Below are 19144 nucleotides of genomic sequence, written 5' to 3'. Positions count from 1 at the left end.
TTAGCGAAGCCCACGAATACGGGGCACCCACGTGTCGATGCCTTCTCGAATCAAGTGCAGCGCGTGCTCGAACGCACGGCGCGGCTCGCCGTAAGGGTCGGGAATATCCATCTTGACCAACTCACCCAGCCGGAACACCTTGCCGGATGCCTGGGGATACAAAAGCTGGACTTCGCCCCTCTGGTCGTTATCCATCACCAGGATCAGGTCAGCACGGCCGGCAAGCTCACTATTCATTTGCTGTGCGCGATGGCCCGAAATATCGGCGCCCAGTTCCGACAGAAGCTGCACAGCCATGGAGTCCGCGGGATTTCCCACCAGAGCGCCCAGCCCCGCGGAGAACATGGTCAGTTCAGGCATAGCCTGCTGCAACAGCCCCACCGTCATGGGGCTGCGGCAGATGTTGCCAACGCACACAACCAGAATCGACTTGATCATTTCGCCAAAGACGCAGAACCGATCACCTGCTGCGAACTAGGGATCAACAAATTGATTACACGGCTCCAGCGCACCAATCCGCCGGCATCCACATAGACGACATCCTTCGGCTTGAGCTCGAAGCCTTCCGCCAACGCCATCGCAACCGGAGATTTGCCGTCGAGGTGGAAGACCTGAGCGCCACCCTCGGGGCTCTTGCGAATCACATACACTTCCTTCGCGTTAGCCGTCGCAGGATTCACGCCGCCGGCATCGCCAAGCGCCTCGTTCAGCGTGAGGCGTCCGTTGCGAAGCAGGACGGTGGAAGGTTTCACGACCTCGCCGCTCACGAAGACTTTGCTGTCTTCGCGTTGCTCCACGCGCACGATATCGCCATTGCGCAGCAGAATGCGCGCGGGATCGATCCCTTGCCGCAACAGCGCAGGCACGTTGACGTCATAGTTCTTACCTTGGCGCGAAACACGGATGCGGCTGCTGTCGCCGGTGAGCACGTTGATGCCGCCGGCACGATTGAGCGCCTCCACCAAGGTCATGGGCACATCGTCGATGTTCTGCGGACCTGGCGTCTTGACTTCTCCGTCAAGGTAGACGCGTTGGCTGCGGAACGCGAGCACGCGCACCGTGATCTGTGGATTGGCGATGACGGATTTCAGGTGTCTACCGATGTCCTCACGAATCTGATCCTGATTCTTGCCCACAACCTTGAGCACGCCGACATAGGGAAACTGGATATCCCCTGCCGCGCTGACCACGTAGCCAGGCACGTTGGCAGCGCCACTGAAGCTGGGAATCTCATACGCCGTGCCGATGGTGTATGTCTGCGTGGGAAAGACCAGCTCCGGGTGATCCCATACAACGATGGAAAGGATGTCGCCAGGCCCGACGTTGTAGGGCGCTGGCTTGTCGTACAGTGCGCTCACCCCCGCATTGATCGAGTTGATCGCCGCCTGCTGCTCACGAACAAGATCCGGCGTGATCTGCGTCACCTTGGGCACCGAACTCGGATCCTCGGGATTCAAAGGCCGCTGAGGATCGAACCGCATACCGGGAGCAAAGGCGCAAGATGCCAGCAATGGCGCCATGATCAAGATGGCAAGCCCGTTGCTGTCAGCGAAAAGTCTTGACAACGCTTGTTTAAAAAAAACGAACGTTGCGCAAAGCGTATCTTGAGGGAGCTGCATTCTGTCGGTGTGATCAATAGGTTGTTGAGCGTGCTCTTTGGATAGAAAACACCACTGCTTGCGAAACCTGACACCCCACTAGTCAGGCGTCACGACTCCAGCTTTACGCCAGCAGCGCAAGCTTCACTAGATCTACGATCCGACTGCACTGCATCTTTCTTTTCAGATTTGCAATCTGTGTGCGCACCGTGCTCTCGCGGACGCCATTCTGGATAGCGCACTCCGATGGCATCAGGCCCGCCACGAGTCCGGCCAGCACTTTGGCTTCCGCCCTGGAGATGCTGAACGCGGTGATCAAGTTGCCGACGTCCGCCCCATTCAGCGCGCTGTTCCGGCGGATCCGGACAAAGACAAGAGGCGCTTCGGAAAGATGGATGCGCGGGTGCGCCACCGTCATATCCAGGGTCAAGGTCTCTCCCCATTCAAGCGGGACCGTCGTCCTCGAGCGTTGCCCGGTCTCGAGCGTCGTCACCACGGCCTTGGATAAATTGTCCAGGACGGCAGCGCTGGGGTGCCATAGCTTTCCCTGCTTGACGCTCAGGCCGTGCAGGTTGCCCAGCAGCGATCTGGCGAGGTCAGAAGCATGCACGACCATGCCAGAGGTCGACAGGAGAATCGTCGCCTCGCCCATTGCGGAGAAAGTGTCTTCCACCAGTTGGAGATTGCTTGCCATCGATTGATTTCTCCGCTCGAGTGCAACCCAACAGGTGCTGGCAGTCGGAAAATGGCTATCCGTTCCCCGACAGCACGGCATTGGTTGCGTCAATCACCGAAAATGAGCCGCATCCTCTGCATATGAAATTGCAGCAGCAATAGTATCCGCAATCGACCGCTTTCATCTGGCGCCACATTTACATTTACCATGTGACTCTTGCAGTACAGAATGCCTTAACCGGCTTGCCTGGAAGATAGCCTCTCCATTAATGCGAGATTACGCCACATGATTATTTCAACAGGTTGCACCGCAATCTAAAAAAATACGCCGTCTTAATCAATTTTGCGTACACGACAACGAATTGACCTTGCTCCTGTTTCACGAATCCCGTAACCGAGGCCATCAGACCGCTTGCCCTTGCTGAGCGGCGGCCCAATTCTTCTCGAACGTCATGGGGCTGACGTAGTTCAATGTCGAATGCGGTCGGCAGGCATTGCAGAAGCCAAGCCAGTCGACGATGTGCTTCCCCGGATGAAGATGTCTGTTTATGTCATTCGTTGCGCCACGCCGACGGTTTTTTTCGACGTCGTGCCGTGCCCGACTTCCCGTCCAGACCGTTCAACCTGCAAGGCTCCCGCGGAGCAGCCATCCGAGCCGTGGCTGCACTCAGTCCGCTGGCAAAAAGGGGAAGCGCCTATGTTCCCGTGCATCCCCTCCAGTACGTTGCGGGCAGTCCTTCGATAGTCCGCTGGCGACATCAGGAAATGCTTCTGAAAGAGCTTGCGCAGATGATCGCCGTTGAACAGGCCGCAGCGCCGCGCAATCTTGTCGAGTGGCAGATCGGAATCGACGAGCAGACGCCGCGCAAGATAGATGCGAACGCGCGTCAGATACTCGCTCGGCGTCTGGCCGATCTCGCGCTTGAATCGGCGCAGAAAGTTGCGCTCGCTCATCGATACATGCCGGGCCAGATCGGCAACGGAAACCGGGTGCTCGCTGTTTTCGTGAATCCACCGTACCGACCACGCAATGCGATCGCTCAATATGCGCTTGTCGTTGCTGCCTGGCCCGGCCGTATCGACGAAGTTCATCCGCAGATGCGAGTTGACCCGTCTCTCCAGTTCCAACGCCACCCGTGGGCCAAAGTCGCTGCGCACCATCGACAGCACCGCGTCAACGGCCAGTTCGTACTGGACGGTGCCCCGCCCCTCGCCCGTCGTACGCGTACAGGTTACCGCGCGCCACACGGCACTATCGTCCGCAAGGACTTTGTACCCGGCGACCGGATTGCCGGTGCGCCCACTCATTGACAGAATTGCCTCGGCACCCGGTGCAAGGCCCATCACGAGAGCATGCCCTGGCAATTCGCGCAGCCACGACAGCAGGTCCGCATCATGCGAGGCGGCACGCGCGCCCGCTCCTCCGGCAACAAATACCGTTTCAAATAGCCGCGCGTCGTGAGCAGCGGTTGCTCTTGCAAACAGTTGAACGAATGATCCGCTCGGAACGAGGGCCTGCCGGCTCGATAGCACCGCCACGCTGAATGCGGGCTTTTTCGGATCGCCAAGAGCCAGTTCATTCCCGATCCGGAGCATCTCGACGATCAAGCAAACCTCTGTCAGCGAAAAGTTCTCGAAAACGACGATCGCGACCTTCCGCGCCCCCTCCGGCATTCCGCTTTCTGAAAATCTCCGGGATCGCTCCCCGCTTTCATCGTCCGCGCCTCTCCATTCCATTTTGTTCTCCGGAATCTGCGAACTCGATTTTTTAATTCACACTTAAAGAATACTCTGCTTGTCTGCTGGGTATCATACGCATGGAATTCTCACGCCATATGGGATGTCCGATTCATATGGAAATTTGGCGGAAGGATTGCCGATCAGCATTATGCGATTACGACCCTCAAGCAAGCATGTGCCGGCGCCTGAATCCATGCATTCCAGCTCGCCGACCGGAACAGTTGGCTATCGCATTATTATTGAGGAATTTGCAGCGCCGCATGTCCAGTGGTTTGGTTCTGTTCACACTCTCACCATCGCCTCGAATTCAAAAGCAATATTGAAAATTAAATTTATCGCAATAAAAAAGAAAGAATTTGATGAAAGCTGAAATTGCCATGAGTGGACATTTATTCATTTTCAAATACTCAAATGTATGGCATGGATTATTTCAAAATACCCATGCACCGCCTCCTGCCGCGCCTCACTTTTTTGAATAATTGCGATCCGAGATGCACGCATCGGCAATTTATTTTTTATTCACCGGAGATCCTGGCTCACCAATTGATGACATCCGGATGACTCTGGCGTCACATTATGAAATAAAAAGCCGCTTACACAGCGGCTGCGGCATGTTCGGCGGCGGCTCCGCCAGCGCGGAGCGGATAATCGGGCGGGATGCCGGGCGAAAGCCGAATGCCGATCAGCGTCACCTCGCGCATGACGCTGATGTTGACGACAGCCGCGCCGACCCGTTTGACGAGCGCGGCGATATTGTTCACGCTCAAGGCGCTCGCGTTCATCAGCGTGAGGCTCGGCGAGCAGGAGCTGGCCCGCGCGCGACTCGACACCTTGCGCACGCTCGATCCCGCCGACGATCGGGTACGGCGTCGTCGAGACGCTGCTCGCGCGGGCGTAGGCGGTTCGGGCGGCCTGCGCCGCTCGCCACGGGCGCCCTACAGCCGCCGCGTCGTCGACACCAGAGCCGCGCCCTCTGCGTGCGCGTCCGGCCGCGAGGGCCCGGTTTCCGGCGGCCGGCGCTGCGCGTCGAGCCCGGTGCCGCCCGTGCGCCGTCGCGCCGCGTGCCGCTCGATGACCCGCTGCAACAGGCAGAACACGCACAGCAGCGCGCCGATCACGATCCGCGTCCACCACGAGCTCAACGTGCCGTCGAACGTGATCAGCGTCTGGATCGTGCCGAGTATGCCGACGCCGAACACCGAGCCGATCACGTACCCGACGCCGCCCGTGAGCAGCGTGCCGCCGATCACGGTCGCCGCGATCGCGTCGAGCTCCATGCCCTGCCCCTGCAACCCGTAGCCCGACAGCACGTACAGCGTGAACACGATGCCGCCGAGCGCTGAGCACAGCCCGCTCAGCGCATAGACGCCGATCTTCGTGCGCGCGACCGGCAGCCCCATCAGCAGCGCCGAGCGCTCGTTGCCGCCGATCGCGTAGACGTTGCGGCCAAAGCGCGTGAAATGCGCGACGTAGACCGCGGCGGCCAGCGTGGCGAGCGCGATCAGCGCGCCCGCGCTCAGCCTGCCGCCGCCGATCGGCACACCGATGCCCGCGATCGCGTGAAACGTCGGCTCGTTGATCGTGATCGACTGCGTCGTGATGAGAAAGCACGCGCCGCGCGCGAGAAACATTCCGGCGAGCGTGACGATGAACGGCTGCAGCCGGAAGCAATGGATCAGCGCGCCCATCGCCGCGCCGTACAGCGCGCCGAACGCGAGCACGAGCGGCGCGATCGCCCACACCGGCCAGTGCAGCCGCTCGGCGCCCACCGCGCAGAAGATCGTCGTCAGCGCGACGACCGAGCCGACCGACAGGTCGATGCCGCCCGACACGATCACGAACGTCATCCCGATCGCGACGATCAGCAGGAACGCATTGTCGACGAAGAGCCCCGTAAGCACCTGCATCGAGAAGAAACCCGTGTACATCACGGCCCCGAACCCGAGCAGCGCGGCGAACAGCCCGACCGTCACGACGATCGGCAACGTGCGCGGGTCGGCGAGCCTGGCAAGGAATCGGTTCATCGCGGCGTCGCTCCGGCGGCGGCGCGCGAGCGCGCGAACGACAGCAGCCGCGACGCGTGCCGGACGGCCGTCGCGCGCGCCGCGTCCGACTGGATCAGCGTCACCACGATCACGACGATCGCCTTGACGACGAGCGTCGCTTCCGGTGGCACGCCGATCGAATACGTCGTATAGGTGAGCGTCTGGATGATCAGCGCGCCGAGCACGGTGCCGGCGAGGCTGAAGCGGCCGCCGAGCAGCGACGTGCCGCCGAGCGTCACCGCGAGGATCGCGTCGAGCTCGAGCAGCAGGCCCGCATTGTTGCCGTCGGCGCTGCGCACGTTCGAGCTCGCGAGGATTCCGGCGATAGCGGCCATCACGCCGGAAAACAGATAGACGCCGAACACCACCGCGCCGGATCGCAGCCCGACGAGCCTTGTTGCGACCGGGTTCACGCCGATCGCACGAATGAACAGGCCGAGCGCGGTGCGATTCACGAGTAGCGCCGTCGCGGCGATCGCCGCGATCGCGATCCACACCGAGCACGGCGCCGTCGCGAGATAGCCGCCGCCGAGCGCGAGGTAGCCGGGCGCGCCGATCGGAACGATCTGGCCGCCCGTCAGCAGTTGCGCGACGCCGCGGCCCGCGACCATCAGGATCAGCGTCGCGATGATCGGCTGCATCCCGACGAATGCGATGAGCGCGCCGTTCCACGCGCCCGCGAGCACGCCGACGCCGAGCGCGGCGGCAAGCGCCGCGCCGACGCGCGACGGGTCCGCGTCGAGCACGATCGCCGCGGCCGCGCCGGCGATCGCGACGATCGCGCCGACCGAGATGTCGATCCCGCGCGTCGCGATCACGAGCGTCATCCCGAGCGACACGATGACGAGCGGCGCCGCGCGGTTCAGGATATCGACCGGCGCGCCGAACAGATGACCGTCGAGCAGCGCGATCGACAGGAAGCCCGGTCGATGCGCGACATCGAGCGCGAACAGCAGCGCGAGCGTCAGCGCCGGCCACACGAGCGGATGGCGAAGCAGCATCCTGAGCCGCGTCATGACTGGCCTCCCGCGATCAGCCGGTAGATCCGCTCCTCGGACGCGTCGCCGCCGGCCAGCTCGGCGATCATGCGCCGGTCGCGCAGCACCGCGATCCGGTGGCTCACGCGCACCACCTCGCCGATCTCCGACGAGATGAACAGGATCGCGAGCCCTTTCGCGCAGAGCGCGAGCACGCGCTCCATGATGTCGAACTTCGCTGCGACGTCGATGCCGCGCGTCGGCTCGTCGAGAATCAGCAGCTTCGGCTCCGTCGCGAGCCAGCGCGCGAGCAGCACCTTCTGCTGGTTGCCGCCCGACAGCAGGCCGATCGGCTGCTCCGCGTCGCGCGCCTTGATGCCGAGCCGCGCGATGTAGGTATCGGCGATCTCGCGCTGGCGCGCGCGGCCGATCAGCCGCCACCAGCCGCGCCGCGCCTGCAGCGCGAGCACGATGTTCTCGCGGATCGACAGCGCGGCGACGATCCCCTCCTTCTTGCGGTCTTCCGGGCAGTACGCGATCCCGCGCCGAACCGCATCGCGCGGCGACGCGAGCCGCGCGCGCGCGCCGTCGATCTCGATCGCGCCGGTGTCCGTGCGTTCCGCGGCGAACGCGAGGCGCGCGGTTTCGGTGCGGCCCGAGCCGAGCAGCCCGGCGAGGCCGAGGATCTCGCCCGGCCGCACGTCGAGATCGAGCGGCTGCATCATCCCGCGCCGGCCGGCGCGCCGCATCGACAGGAACGGCGCGGCCGCGCGGGCGTCGCTCGCGCGCGCGGCCGCCTCCGCCCGCGGCGTGTCGGGCATCCGCTCGCGGCCGGTCATCTTCGCGACGAGCGCGTCGACGGGCAGCTCGCGCGCCAGATACTCGCCTTCGCGCTCGCCGTTGCGCATCACGGTGATCCGGTCGGAGACCGCATAGGTCTGCTCGAGAAAATGCGTGACGAACAGGATCGCGATGCCCGACGCCTTCAGCCGCCGCAGCACGTCGAACAGCCGCGCGACCTCGCCGTCGTCGAGGCTCGACGTCGGCTCGTCGAGAATCAGCACGCGCGCGTCGACCGACACGGCCCGCGCGATCGCGACCATCTGCTGCACCGCGATCGGGTACGCGTCGAGCGAGCGCGTGACGTCGATCGACAGCCTCAGATCGGCGAGCGCGTCGCGCGAGCGCGCATGGATCGTCTTCCAGTCGATCGCGCCGCGCTTCATCGGCTGCCGGCCCGCGAACACGTTCTCGGCGACCGACAGGTTCGGGCACAGGTTCACTTCCTGGTAGAGCGTCCGGATGCCCGCCGCCTCGGCTTCCCGCGGCGCGGCGAAGCGCACCGGCCGGCCGCCGACGCGGATCTCGCCGGCGTCGTGCGCGTGCACGCCGGTCAGCACGTTGATCAGCGTCGACTTGCCCGCGCCGTTCTGCCCCATCAGCGCGTGGATCTCGCCCGGAAACAGGCGAAAGCGCACGCGCCGCAGCGCGCGGACGCCCGGAAACGCCTTGTCGATGTCGATCATCTCGACCACCGGCGGATTCGTCATGCACGCTCCCGCAAAAAAATGCCGAACGGCGGCGGTATTGCCGCCGCCCGGGCGGACCTCAGTATTTGCGCGTCGGCAGCACCTGCGCGGCGACGCTCATCGGAAACACCGTCTCATCGGTCACGATGCGTTTCGGCAGCGCCTTGCCGGCGACGACCTCCTTCACCGCGCTCATCAGTTGCGGCCCGAGCAGCGGGCTGCACTCGACGTCGACGTTGATCTTGCCGGCGACCATCGCCTGGAAGCCGCCCTTCGTCGCATCGAACGACACGACGCTCACGTCCTTGCCGGGCTTGATCCCCGCCTCCTCCATCGCCTGGATCGCGCCGAGCGCCATGTCGTCGTTGTGCGCGTAGACGACGTTGATCCGCTTGCCGTAGGTTTTCGCGAACGCTTCCATCACCTGCTTGCCGCCCGCGAGCGTGAAGTCGCCGCTCTGCGACGCGATGACCTTGAATTTCGGATTGCTCCTGATCACTTCGAGCAGGCCCGCGCGGCGGTCGTTGGCGGGCGCGGAGCCGACCGTGCCCTGCAGCTCGACGATGTTGACGGGCCCCGCATCGTTCCGGTAGCGCTCCTCGAGCCAGCGGCCCGCGCGCCGGCCTTCCTCGAGGAAGTCGGAGCCGATCATCGTCACGTACAGCGACGGGTCCTTCACGTCGATCGCGCGATCGGTCAGGATCACCGGAATGCGGGCCGCCTTCGCTTCGGTCAGCACCGGCTCCCAGCCCGATTCGACGACGGGCGAGAACGCGATCACGTCGACCTTCTGCGCGATGAACGAGCGGATCGCGCGGATCTGGTTCTCCTGCTTCTGCTGGGCGTCCGAGAACTTCAGGTTGATGCCGGCGTCCTTCGCCGCGCTCTTCACCGACACGGTGTTCGCGGTGCGCCACGCGCTCTCCGCGCCGACCTGCGAAAACCCGAGCGTGATCGGCTTTTGCTGCGCGAACGCGCCGGGCGCGAGCCACGCCGTCGCGGCAACGATCGCGCCGGCCGCAAGCGTCCTGATGAATGTCATGGTCGTCTCCGATGATGTCGTTGTTCGCCGCGGCGCCGGCCGTGCGCTGTTCTGTTTTTCCGTGACGCGGGCGCGGTTCGGGGTCGCGCCGCCGGCGGCACCGGCCGATCCGGCGTGCGCAGACCCCGGATCAGTCTAGGGACAAGTCCGATAACCGCCCAATGAAAATTTGGATTCGGGCGATATCGCTATCGGCATGGGTGTAAAAATTCCGGCGCGCGAAGGCCGGCCGGGCGGCGTCACCGCCGGTTCGACCGGGACACCACGTCGATCCACACCGCGAGCACCAGCACCGCGCCCTTGACGATCATCTGCCAGTACGCGTCGACGTCCAGCATCGACATGCCGTTGTCGAGGCTCGCCATCACGAGCGCCCCGATCAGCGCGCCATGCACGGTGCCGGACCCGCCGCGCATCGACGTGCCGCCGATGAAGCACGCGGCGATCGCGTCGAGCTCGCCCATCGTGCCCGCCGACGGCGAGCCGGCCGCGAGCCGCGCGGTATTGACGAGGCCGGCGAACGCGCACATCAGCCCCATCAGCGCGAAGATCGCGAGCTTCACGCGGTCCGTGTCGACGCCCGAGAGGCGCGTCGCCTCGAGATTCGAGCCGACCGCGTAGATGCGCCGGCCGAACACGGTCTGCGTCGCGATCCACGAGAACGCGCCGAGCAGCGCGAGCAGCAGCAGCACGGGCACCGGAATGCCGCCGTAGCGGTCGAGCGTCGCGACGAACGCGAACAGCACCGCGCCCACGCCGGCGATTTTCGCGGCGTCCTGCCACGGCGGCGCGACCGCGAGCCGGTAGCGGCGCCGGTTGCCGCGCTGCCGCACGACGAGCAGCGCGACGAGCGCGAACAGCAGGAGCGCAAGCGCGTCGCCGGCCGCGCGCGGCAGATAGCCCTGCCCGATGAACACGAAGCCGTCCGATACCGGCGCGATCGTCGAGCCACCCGTCACGCCGAGCAGGACCCCGCGGAACGCGAGCATCCCGCCGAGCCCGACGATGAACGACGGCACGCGCCGGTAGGTCGACCACCAGCCGTTGAAGAGCCCGGCCAGCACGCCGAGCGCAAGCACCGCGGGCACCGTCGCGGCGACCGGCCAGTGGCGGCTCGCGTCGAGGATCGCGGCGACGCCGCCGAGCAGCCCGAGCAGCGAGCCGACCGACAGGTCGATCTCGCCCGCGATGATCACGAACACCATCCCGCACGCGAGCATGCCGGTGATCGACATCTGCCGCAGCAGGTTCGACACGTTGCGCGGCGTGACGAACGCGCCGTCGGTCAACGCCGAGAAGAGCGCCCAGATCGCCGCGACCGCGAACAGCAGCGCGAGCACCTGATAGCGGACGAACAGCCGGCGCAGCGGCTGGCCGTGCGCGCGGCGGCCGTCTGCGGCGCGCTCGCGCGCCGCGGCGGAAGACAGTTCGGTATTCATGTCGCGCTCGCTGCGGTGGGTTCGTCGGCGCGCCGGCTGCTTTTCAGCGCGGCGCCGAGGATCTGTTCCTGCGTGAGCCCGTCGTTGACGAAATCGCCGCGCAGCTCGCCTTCGCCGATCACGAGCACGCGGTCGGCGAGGCCGAGCACCTCGGGCAGCTCCGACGACACGACGACGAGCGCGACGCCGCGCTTCGCGAGCGCGAACACGAGCCGGTAGATCTCCGCCTTCGCGCCGACGTCGACGCCGCGCGTCGGCTCGTCGAGGATCAGCACCTGCGGATCGGTCAGCAGCATCTTCGTGAGCACCGCCTTCTGCTGATTGCCGCCGGACAGGCTCGCGATCGGCTGGAAAGGGTGCGCCGCGCGCACCGACAGCCGCTGCATCCCGGTGCGGATCGCGTCGAGCTCGGCTGCCGCGTCGATCCGCCCGCGCTTCGCGAAGCGCCGCAGCACCGACAGCGTGATGTTGTGGCCGACGCCGAGCTGCGGGACGATCCCGTGCCGCTTGCGGTCCTCGGGCACCATCGCGAGGCCCGCGCGGATCGCGTCGGCGGGCGAGCGGATCGCGAGCGGCCGGCCGTTCATCCGCACGGTCGCCGTGGACGCCCCCCGGTACGCGCCGAAGATCGCCTGCATCAGCTCGGTGCGGCCCGCGCCGACGAGCCCCGCGACGCCGAGGATCTCGCCGCGCCGCACGCTGAACGACACGTCGTCGACACGCTTGCGGCGCGGATTCGTCACGTCGTGGCAGGTCACGTTGCGCGCCTCCAGCACGACGTCGCCGATCTCGTGCGGCTCGCGCGGGTACAGGTTGCGGATCTCGCGGCCGACCATCATCGCGATGATCCGGTCGGTGCTCAGCGCGCGCATCGGCTCCGTCGCGACATGGCGGCCGTCGCGGATCACGGTGACGGTGTCGCACACGGCCTCGACCTCGCCCAGCTTGTGCGAGATGTAGACGCACGCGACGCCGCGCCGCTTCAGGCCGCGCACGATGTCGAGCAGGACCCGCGTCTCCGCGGCGCTCAGCGACGACGACGGCTCGTCGAGGATCAGCAGCTTCGCGCGCTTGTTCAGCGCCTTCGCGATCTCGATCAGTTGCTGGTGGCCGCCGCCGTAGTCCATCACCGGCTGCGCGACGTTGATCGCGTCGATGCGCAGCTCGCGCAGCAGCTCGTCCGCGCGCCGGACCATCGCCGCGTAGTGCATCCGGCCGCCGGGCAGCGTGATCTCGTTGCCGAGGAAGATGTTCTCCGCCACCGACAGCTCGGGCACGAGCATCAGCTCCTGATGGATGATCACGATGCCCGCGCGCTCGGTGTCGCGCACGCCGGACGCGGCGAGCGGCGCGCCTTCCCAGCGGATCTCGCCCGCCCATGTGCCGTGCGGATGGACGCCCGAGAGCACCTTCATCAGCGTCGACTTGCCGGCGCCGTTCTCGCCGCACAGGCCCACGCATTCGCCGCGCCGCACGGTCAGGTCGATGCCGTCGAGCGCCTTCACGTCGTCGAATTCCTTGACGATGCCGCGCATCGTCAGCAAGGGTCCGGTCATACGCGCATGCCTCGCAGTGTGCGCGCGGCCGAGCCGCACCGGCGGCCGGCCGCGCGCGTATCGCCGTTGCTGGCTCACTGGCTCGCCAGTTGCGCCGGTGTGTAGAAGCCGTCCTTCACGACGACGTCGACGTTGCGCTTCGTCAGCAGCGTCGGCTGCAGCAGCACCGTGTCGACCTTCTTCTTCCCGTTGTCGTATTGCGCGTTGTACGCGGGCTTCGCGCCCTTCGCGAGATCCACCGCGAGCTTCGCGGCTTCGCTCGCGATCAGCTTCAGCGGCTTGTAGACGGTCATCGTCTGCGTGCCGGCGATCACGCGCCTGACGGCCGCGAGATCCGCGTCCTGCCCCGACACCGGCACCTTGCCCGCGAGATGCTGCGCGGCGAGCGCCTGGATCGCGCCGCCCGCGGTGCCGTCGTTCGACGCGACGATCGCGTCGATCCGGTTGCCGTTCGCGGTCAGCGCGTCCTCGACGATGCGCAGCGCGGTGGACGCGCTCCACTCGGGCACCCACTGCTGGCCGACGATCCGGATGTCGCCGCGGTCGATCGCGGGCTTGAGCACCTTCAACTGGCCTTCGCGCAGCATCTTCGCGTTGTTGTCGGTGGGCGCGCCGCCGAGCAGGAAGTAGTTGCCCTTCGGCTTCGCGTCGTAGACGCCCTGCGCCTGCAGCTCGCCCACCTTCACGTTGTCGAACGAGATGTAGGCGTCGACGTCGGCGTCGAGGATCAGCCGGTCGTACGACACGACCTTGATGCCCGCCTTCCTCGCTTCGGCGACGACGTTGCCGAGCGTCTTCGAATTGAACGGCACGATCACGATCGCGTCGACGCCGCGCGAGATCAGGTTCTCGATCTGCGAGATCTGCCGAGCCTCGCTCGCATCCGCCGACTGCACGGACACCTTCGCGCCGAGCTTCGTCGCGGCGGCGACGAAATAGTCGCGGTCGCGCGACCAGCGCTCGACGCGCAGGTCGTCGATGCAAAAGCCGATCTCCGGCTTGTCCCGGCTCGCGTGCGCGAGCGGCGCGGCGAGCGCCAGCGCCGCGGCGCCGGCAAGCGAACCCAATACGGTACGACGCGTGACGGATCTCATGTCTGCACTCCTCTTTATTGGACGAACCCACGAAACGCCGGGCAGCCGCAGCAGCGCGCCGCCCGCGTCGGAGCGCAGCGCCGCGCGTGCCGGACGCCCGCCTGCCGGTGCGATCAGCGCAGCGCGTAGATCGCCTGATTCACGATGTTCTCGAGCCGCTCCTGCGCGCCGCTCGCGTGCCGCGGGTTCACGCCGCGCGCGAGCGCGTCGGCGGCGAGCGACTGCAGCGAGTAGCCGCCCGCGAGGATCTTGCGGCCGAACGCCGAATCCCACTGCGCGTAGCGCTGCCGGCGCAGCGCATCGAGCCGGTCGTTCTCCACCAGCACGGCCGCGCGCTCGAGCGCGAGCGCGAGCACGTCGATCGCGCCGACATGGCCGTGGAACAGGTCTTCCGGATCGACGCTCTGGCGCCGCACCTTCGCGTCGAAGTTCATGCCGCCCGTCGTGAAGCCGCCGTGGCGCAGGATCTCGTAGAACGCGAGCGTCAGCTCCTCGACGCTGTTCGGGAACTGGTCGGTGTCCCAGCCGTTCTGCGGATCGCCGCGGTTCGCGTCGACGCTGCCGAACACGCCGAGCGCGAACGCGTTCGCGATCTCGTGATGGAACGAATGGCCGGCGAGCGTCGCGTGGTTCGCCTCGATGTTCACGCGGATTTCGTTCTGCAATCCGTATTGCGTGAGGAAGCCGTGCACCGTCGCGACGTCGTGGTCGTACTGGTGCTTGGTCGGCTCCTGCGGCTTCGGCTCGATCAGCAGCGCGCCGGTGAAGCCGGTGCGGTGCTTGTGCTCGACGACCATCGACAGGAACCGCGCCAATTGCTCGCGCTCGCGCGCGAGATCGGTGTTGAGCAGCGTCTCGTACCCTTCGCGGCCGCCCCACAGCACGTAGTTCTCGCCGCCGAGCCGGCGCGTCGCGTCGAGCGCGTGGCACACCTGGGTCGCCGCCCACGCGAACGCGTCGGGGTTCGGGTTCGTCGCCGCGCCGGCCGCGAAGCGCGGATGCGAGAACAGGTTCGCGGTGCCCCACAGCAGCCGCACGCCGCTCGCCTGCTGGCGCTCGCCGAGATAGTCGACCATCCGCGTGAAGTTCTCGACGTACTCGTGCAGGTTCGCCCCTTCCGGCGCGACGTCGGTATCGTGGAACGTGTAGAACGGCGCGCCGAGCTTCGTGAAGAATTCGAACGCCGCATCGGCCTTCTGCCGCGCGCGCTCGAGCGGCTCGCCCGGCTGCTGCCACGGCCGCCGGAACGCCTCCTGGCCGAACATGTCGTGGCCCGGCCACACGAACGTGTGCCAGTAGCAGACGGCGATCCGCAGGTGCTCCTCGAGCGTCTTGCCGAGCACCCGCTTCGTGCGGTCGTAATGCCGGTACGCAAGCGGATTGTCCGAGTGCGGGCCTTCGTAGCGAATCGGGGGAATGTGTTCGAAATACGACATGGCGTCTCCATCCGTGTTGCGGCGCAACGCGCGTCGCGGCGACGCGCGGGGCCGAATTCGGTCTGGCAGGATCGTGCTCGCGCACCCTCGCGCCGGCAATTGCGAAATTGCGCAGCGCGCATAACGTTTCTTGCCAGCCGCCCGCGCACGGCGCGCATCCCGTCCTACAATGGCCGCACGCCCGACAGCCGCGCGGCGCCGCCCGCGCGCCTTCGGGAGCCACGGCGCCGCGCCGCCCCGCGCCCCGCGGGAAGTCCCCTTGGGAGCCGCGCGATGCCGGGCATTCGCATGCGCGTTCCGTATGTAAGCAGACCCTAGAGATCGAGATGACCCGCGCCCCTTCCGCCCGGACGCCGCACCGCATCGCGCTGCTGTTCAACGCGAACAAGGTCTACGACCGCGAAATCATCGGCGGCATCGGCGATTACCTGCGCTCGACGCGCGTCGCGTGGGACCTGTTCCTCGAAGACGACTTCCGCTGCCGGCTCGCCGGCATCGAGCGCTTCGACGGCGACGGCATCATCGCGGACTTCGACGATCCGGCCGTCGCCGACGCGCTCGCCGGCTCGCCGCTGCCGATCGTCGCGGTCGGCTCGTCGTACGAGGACCCGGCGCAGTATCCGGCCGACCTGCCGTATATCGCGACCGACAACGCGAAGCTCGTGTCGCTCGCCTACACGCATCTGATCGGCGCGGGGCTGCCGCGCTTCGCGATGTACAGCCTGCCCGTCGCGCGGCAGAACCGCTGGGCGGAGCAGCGCGAGCGCGCGTTCGACCGGCTCGCGCGCGCGGATGGGCTCGATGCGCCGGTCTACCGCGGGCTGTCGACGAGCGCGTCGGCCTGGAACCACGCGATCGAGCAGTTGATCGGCTGGCTGCGCGCGCTGCCGAAGCCGGTCGGCGTGATCGCCGTGACCGACGCGCGCGCGCGGCACCTGCTGCAGGCGTGCCTGATCGCCGGCATCCCGGTGCCCGAGCAGGTGGCGATCGTCGGCATCGACAACGATCCGCTCACGCGCACGCTCACGCGCATTCCGCTCTCGTCGGTGATCCAGGGCACCGGGGAGATGGGCCGCACCGCCGCGCATCTGCTGCATCAGATGCTGGGCGGCGCGCGCTTTCCGGGGCGGCGGATCCTCGTGCCGCCCGTCGGGATCAACGTGCTCGAATCGACGCGCCACCAGCCGCTCGCGAGTCCGCACGTGATGCGCGCGCGCCATTTCATCCGCCAGTACGCGTGCCAGGGCATCAAGACCGAGCAGGTCGCCGACTACGTCGGCGTGTCGCGCTCGCTGCTCGAAGAGCACTTTCGCCGCGAACTGCGGCGCACCGTGCACCAGGAAATCCTGCGCCACAAGCTCGAAGCGGCGCAGGCGCTGCTCGCGGGCCGTCACGCGTCGAGCGCCGAGGTCGCGATCCGCTGCGGATTCACGTCGCTGCAGTACATGCACGCGGTGTTCCGGCGCGAGCTAGGCTGCACGCCGCGCGAATACCAGGAGCGCGCCGCGTCCGCGCGATGAAGACGACCGTCCACGAACCGATTCCGCCCATGCCCATCGACACCGACACTCATGCTTTTCCCCCGGCTCCCGGCGTCGCCCGCGTGCCGTCCGAGCCCTGGGGCGCGCTGCCCGGCGGCGACCGGGTGCGCCGCTACACGCTGCGCAATGCGGACGGCATGCGCGTCGTCGTCAGCGATCTCGGCGCGACGGTCGTGTCTTGGCTCGCGCCCGACCGCACCGGCCGCTTCGCCGACATCGTGCTCGCGCATGACGCGCCGGCCGAATACATCGAATCGGGGGCCTACCTCGGCGCGACGATCGGCCGCTGGGCGAACCGGATCGCGGGCGCGCGCTTCACGCTCGACGGCGTCGACTACGCGCTCGACCGCAACGAGAACGGCAACCTGCTGCACGGGGGCGCGAGCGGCTTTCATCGCGAGCGCTGGGCAGTCGTCGACGACTGCGGTGGCCTTGCGCTGCGGCTCGAATCGCCCGAAGGCGACGCGGGCTTCCCCGGCAACGTGACCGTGCAGGTTCGCTACACGCTCGACGACGACGGCGCGCTGACGATCGACTACACCGGCACCGCCGACGCGCCCACGCCGCTCAACCTGACGAATCACAGCTATTTCAACCTGAGCGGCCGCCCGGGCGGCGACGTGCGCGGTCATCTGCTGACGATCGACGCCGACATGTTCCTCGAAATCGACGACGCGCTGATCCCGACGGGCGCCGCCGACGTGACCGGCACCGCCTTCGATTTCCGGCACGGCGCGCCGCTCGGCGCGCGGCTCGACTGGCCGCACGCGCAGCTCGCGCGGGCGGGAGGCTTCGACCACTGCTACGTGCTGGGCAGCGCCGGCACGCGGGGCGTGCGGCCCGTCGCGTGCGTGTACGATCCCGAGAGCGGGCGCGAATTGACCGTGTCGACCGACCAGCCGGGGCTGCAATGCTATACGGGCAATCATCTGCACGGATTGCGCGTGCGCGACGGCGCGCGCTGTGCGCGCCACGCGGCGCTCTGCCTCGAGGCCGGCGGGTTTCCGAATCAGATCAACATGACGAACCTGCGGGACGGCGCCGTGCTGCGGCCCGGGGGCACGTATCGGCAGACGACGAAGTACCGGATCGGCGTGCGGCCGTGAATGCCGCCATCTCACGATCCGCGAATGCAGCCTGCGCGGAGCGCCGCCCCGCGGCGGCATCGCCCGATCTGCCGGCACGCGCGGCCGTCAGATGCAGCAACCGCTGCAGATAACGCGCGCCGTTCGCCGGCGACAGCGGGCTCAGCCCGGCGAGAAAGGCGCGCGAACGGCGCACGTAGTCCGCTTGGGCCGCGTCGTGCCGCGTCGCCGCAGCGACCAGCGCGCGCGCCGCCGACAACACGTCGAACGCCGGATAGTAATAGCCGAGATCCGCGAGCCACGTCGCGTTGTGAATCAGCGGATAGCCGCCATACAGCGCGTCGAGGTGCGGGACGTTCCGATCGTCGCGCCAGTGATGCGCCACCACCGCATCGGCCGCCCGGCTCATGTAGTCCGCGAAGTCGTGCCGGCCATCCAGATGCAGCCGTCCCGCCTGCTTCACGCCGAGCGAGTTCCGCAGAAACGAGAAGCTCGGGTGCGCCTGCATCAGCGCGCCGTCGAGCACCCGCACTTCGTCGATCGCATCGGGCGCCGCGCGAAACGCCATGTCGCATGCGAGCACCGGAATCACGCAGCGTTTGGCCTGCGCTCCGTCAGGCTCGAATATCGCCACGCGCAGCCCCCGCGTCCCGCCCCGACCACCGTGCCGCGCCGCGTAGCCGAAGCGCCGTCCGCGCGCCGCCAGCCCGCCGATGCGCCGATCGATGAACATCGGGTCCCACAGGAGCGGCACTTCGTGCACCGGGCATCGATGCAGCGCCTCCAGCACGGGGCCGAACGCCCGATCCTTCGGCAGCACCCAGATCTCGTCGCAGCGCGGCGCGTGCGAACCATACCCGCCTCGCTGGAACACGCTCGGGCCGAGCCATTGCGCGTCCGGCTCGCCGCCGCACAGGTACACCACCTTCTTGCCTCGCGCGCGCACGTGATCCAGCCATTCGGCATCGGGCCCGCCCGACATCCCGATCACCACGTCCACCCGCTGCGCGGCCTCGCGCGGCGCCATCAGCGGCAGGTCCGGAAACAGCGCTTTCGCCTGCGCCGGCAACGCCGGTTCCGGACCGCAGTCGATCAGCGCGACGTCCTCGATCGCCGGCAGCGCGCGCAGCAGCTTGACCAGAAAGAACACGCTTTGGCCCGGCCCGTCGTCCCATACCGTGCGCCCAGGCCGTGCAATATACGAAATCCCTATCCGCATCTCGGTTTCCTCGTGACTCTTCGTCCCTCATCCGGCTCTTCCCGGCCGCAGAACCTCGTGCGTCGCGAACGCCGGCCGCCCAGTCCGCGCTCGCCCCGACGATCGACGGAGCATCGCGCCGGGAAGCGATTCCCGCGCATCCGGCGAATCCCGGCCGCTCGCCGGATG

General features: G+C 67.0%; 17 protein-coding genes. 3 read left to right on the top strand and 14 right to left on the bottom strand.

What is annotated here, in order from left to right; translation table 11 throughout:
• The 4 genes from WT16_RS08400 to WT16_RS08385 form a co-directional block, all read right to left on the bottom strand.
• Positions 1-438, bottom strand: a complete 438-nt coding sequence (locus WT16_RS08400) for a low molecular weight protein-tyrosine-phosphatase (protein ID WP_009916335.1) — start codon at positions 436-438, stop codon at positions 1-3.
• Entirely contained in the window at positions 435-1481 is a 1047-nt protein-coding gene (locus tag WT16_RS08395; RefSeq protein ID WP_230479284.1) for a polysaccharide biosynthesis/export family protein, read from the bottom strand. The genes WT16_RS08400 and WT16_RS08395 overlap by 4 nt, the downstream gene beginning before the upstream one ends.
• A 241-nt stretch (positions 1482-1722) precedes the next feature.
• Entirely contained in the window at positions 1723-2292 is a 570-nt protein-coding gene (locus tag WT16_RS08390; protein WP_059934403.1) for a LuxR C-terminal-related transcriptional regulator, read from the bottom strand.
• A gap of 527 nt (positions 2293-2819) precedes the next feature.
• Entirely contained in the window at positions 2820-4010 is a 1191-nt protein-coding gene (locus WT16_RS08385) for a helix-turn-helix domain-containing protein (RefSeq protein WP_015600650.1), read from the bottom strand.
• A 103-nt stretch (positions 4011-4113) separates the two neighbouring features.
• Between WT16_RS08385 and WT16_RS33560 the strand changes: the two genes are divergently transcribed.
• A complete protein-coding gene (locus tag WT16_RS33560) occupies positions 4114-4383 on the top strand; it encodes a hypothetical protein (protein ID WP_156521416.1) in 270 nt (89 codons plus the stop codon).
• Between the two features lie 223 nt (positions 4384-4606).
• Here the strand turns inward: WT16_RS33560 and WT16_RS08380 are convergent, their stop codons facing one another.
• The 9 genes from WT16_RS08380 to xylA form a co-directional block, all read right to left on the bottom strand.
• Positions 4607-4852 (bottom strand): hypothetical protein, encoded by a 246-nt coding sequence (locus WT16_RS08380; RefSeq protein WP_063533103.1) that lies wholly within the window; start codon positions 4850-4852, stop codon positions 4607-4609.
• Between the two features lie 96 nt (positions 4853-4948).
• Positions 4949-6037 carry a galactofuranose ABC transporter, permease protein YjfF gene (gene yjfF / locus WT16_RS08375; protein WP_063533102.1) on the bottom strand — a complete coding sequence of 363 codons (1089 nt, stop codon included), beginning with the start codon at positions 6035-6037 and terminating at the stop codon, positions 4949-4951.
• Complete coding sequence (locus tag WT16_RS08370) at positions 6034-7074, bottom strand: ABC transporter permease (RefSeq protein WP_063533101.1); 1041 nt, start codon at positions 7072-7074, stop codon at positions 6034-6036. The genes yjfF and WT16_RS08370 overlap by 4 nt, the downstream gene beginning before the upstream one ends.
• Positions 7071-8585: a sugar ABC transporter ATP-binding protein gene (locus WT16_RS08365; RefSeq protein ID WP_006026813.1), complete on the bottom strand. Its 1515-nt coding sequence runs from the start codon at positions 8583-8585 to the stop codon at positions 7071-7073. Before WT16_RS08365 ends, WT16_RS08370 begins: the two co-directional genes overlap by 4 nt.
• 58 nt (positions 8586-8643) lie before the next feature.
• Positions 8644-9606, bottom strand: coding sequence for an ABC transporter substrate-binding protein (locus WT16_RS08360; protein WP_006026814.1), 963 nt, complete (start codon positions 9604-9606; stop codon positions 8644-8646).
• Between the two features lie 239 nt (positions 9607-9845).
• Positions 9846-11045 (bottom strand): sugar ABC transporter permease, encoded by a 1200-nt coding sequence (locus WT16_RS08355; protein ID WP_006026815.1) that lies wholly within the window; start codon positions 11043-11045, stop codon positions 9846-9848.
• Positions 11042-12601 (bottom strand): D-xylose ABC transporter ATP-binding protein, encoded by a 1560-nt coding sequence (gene xylG, locus WT16_RS08350; protein ID WP_063533813.1) that lies wholly within the window; start codon positions 12599-12601, stop codon positions 11042-11044. The genes WT16_RS08355 and xylG overlap by 4 nt, the downstream gene beginning before the upstream one ends.
• 74 nt (positions 12602-12675) lie before the next feature.
• Complete coding sequence (gene xylF / locus WT16_RS08345; protein ID WP_015601802.1) at positions 12676-13695, bottom strand: D-xylose ABC transporter substrate-binding protein; 1020 nt, start codon at positions 13693-13695, stop codon at positions 12676-12678.
• 113 nt (positions 13696-13808) lie between these two features.
• Positions 13809-15131, bottom strand: coding sequence for a xylose isomerase (gene xylA, locus WT16_RS08340; RefSeq protein WP_006026818.1), 1323 nt, complete (start codon positions 15129-15131; stop codon positions 13809-13811).
• A 326-nt stretch (positions 15132-15457) separates the two neighbouring features.
• Between xylA and WT16_RS08335 the strand changes: the two genes are divergently transcribed.
• Positions 15458-16651 carry a DNA-binding transcriptional regulator gene (locus WT16_RS08335; protein WP_006026820.1) on the top strand — a complete coding sequence of 398 codons (1194 nt, stop codon included), beginning with the start codon at positions 15458-15460 and terminating at the stop codon, positions 16649-16651.
• 29 nt (positions 16652-16680) lie between these two features.
• The gene (locus WT16_RS08330) at positions 16681-17778 is read left to right on the top strand and encodes an aldose epimerase family protein (protein ID WP_009916717.1); all 1098 of its coding nucleotides are present in this window, start codon (positions 16681-16683) and stop codon (positions 17776-17778) included.
• On the opposite strand, the gene WT16_RS08325 is transcribed toward WT16_RS08330, so the two are convergent.
• Positions 17687-18976 (bottom strand): DUF2827 family protein, encoded by a 1290-nt coding sequence (locus WT16_RS08325; RefSeq protein WP_015601043.1) that lies wholly within the window; start codon positions 18974-18976, stop codon positions 17687-17689. The genes WT16_RS08330 and WT16_RS08325 overlap by 92 nt on opposite strands.
• Between the last annotated feature and the right edge of the window lie 168 nt (positions 18977-19144).

This window comes from Burkholderia sp. MSMB1589WGS, from assembly GCF_001636105.1.
GTDB lineage: Bacteria > Pseudomonadota > Gammaproteobacteria > Burkholderiales > Burkholderiaceae > Burkholderia > Burkholderia humptydooensis.
This window is presented reverse-complemented; position numbering and strand designations above follow the sequence as displayed.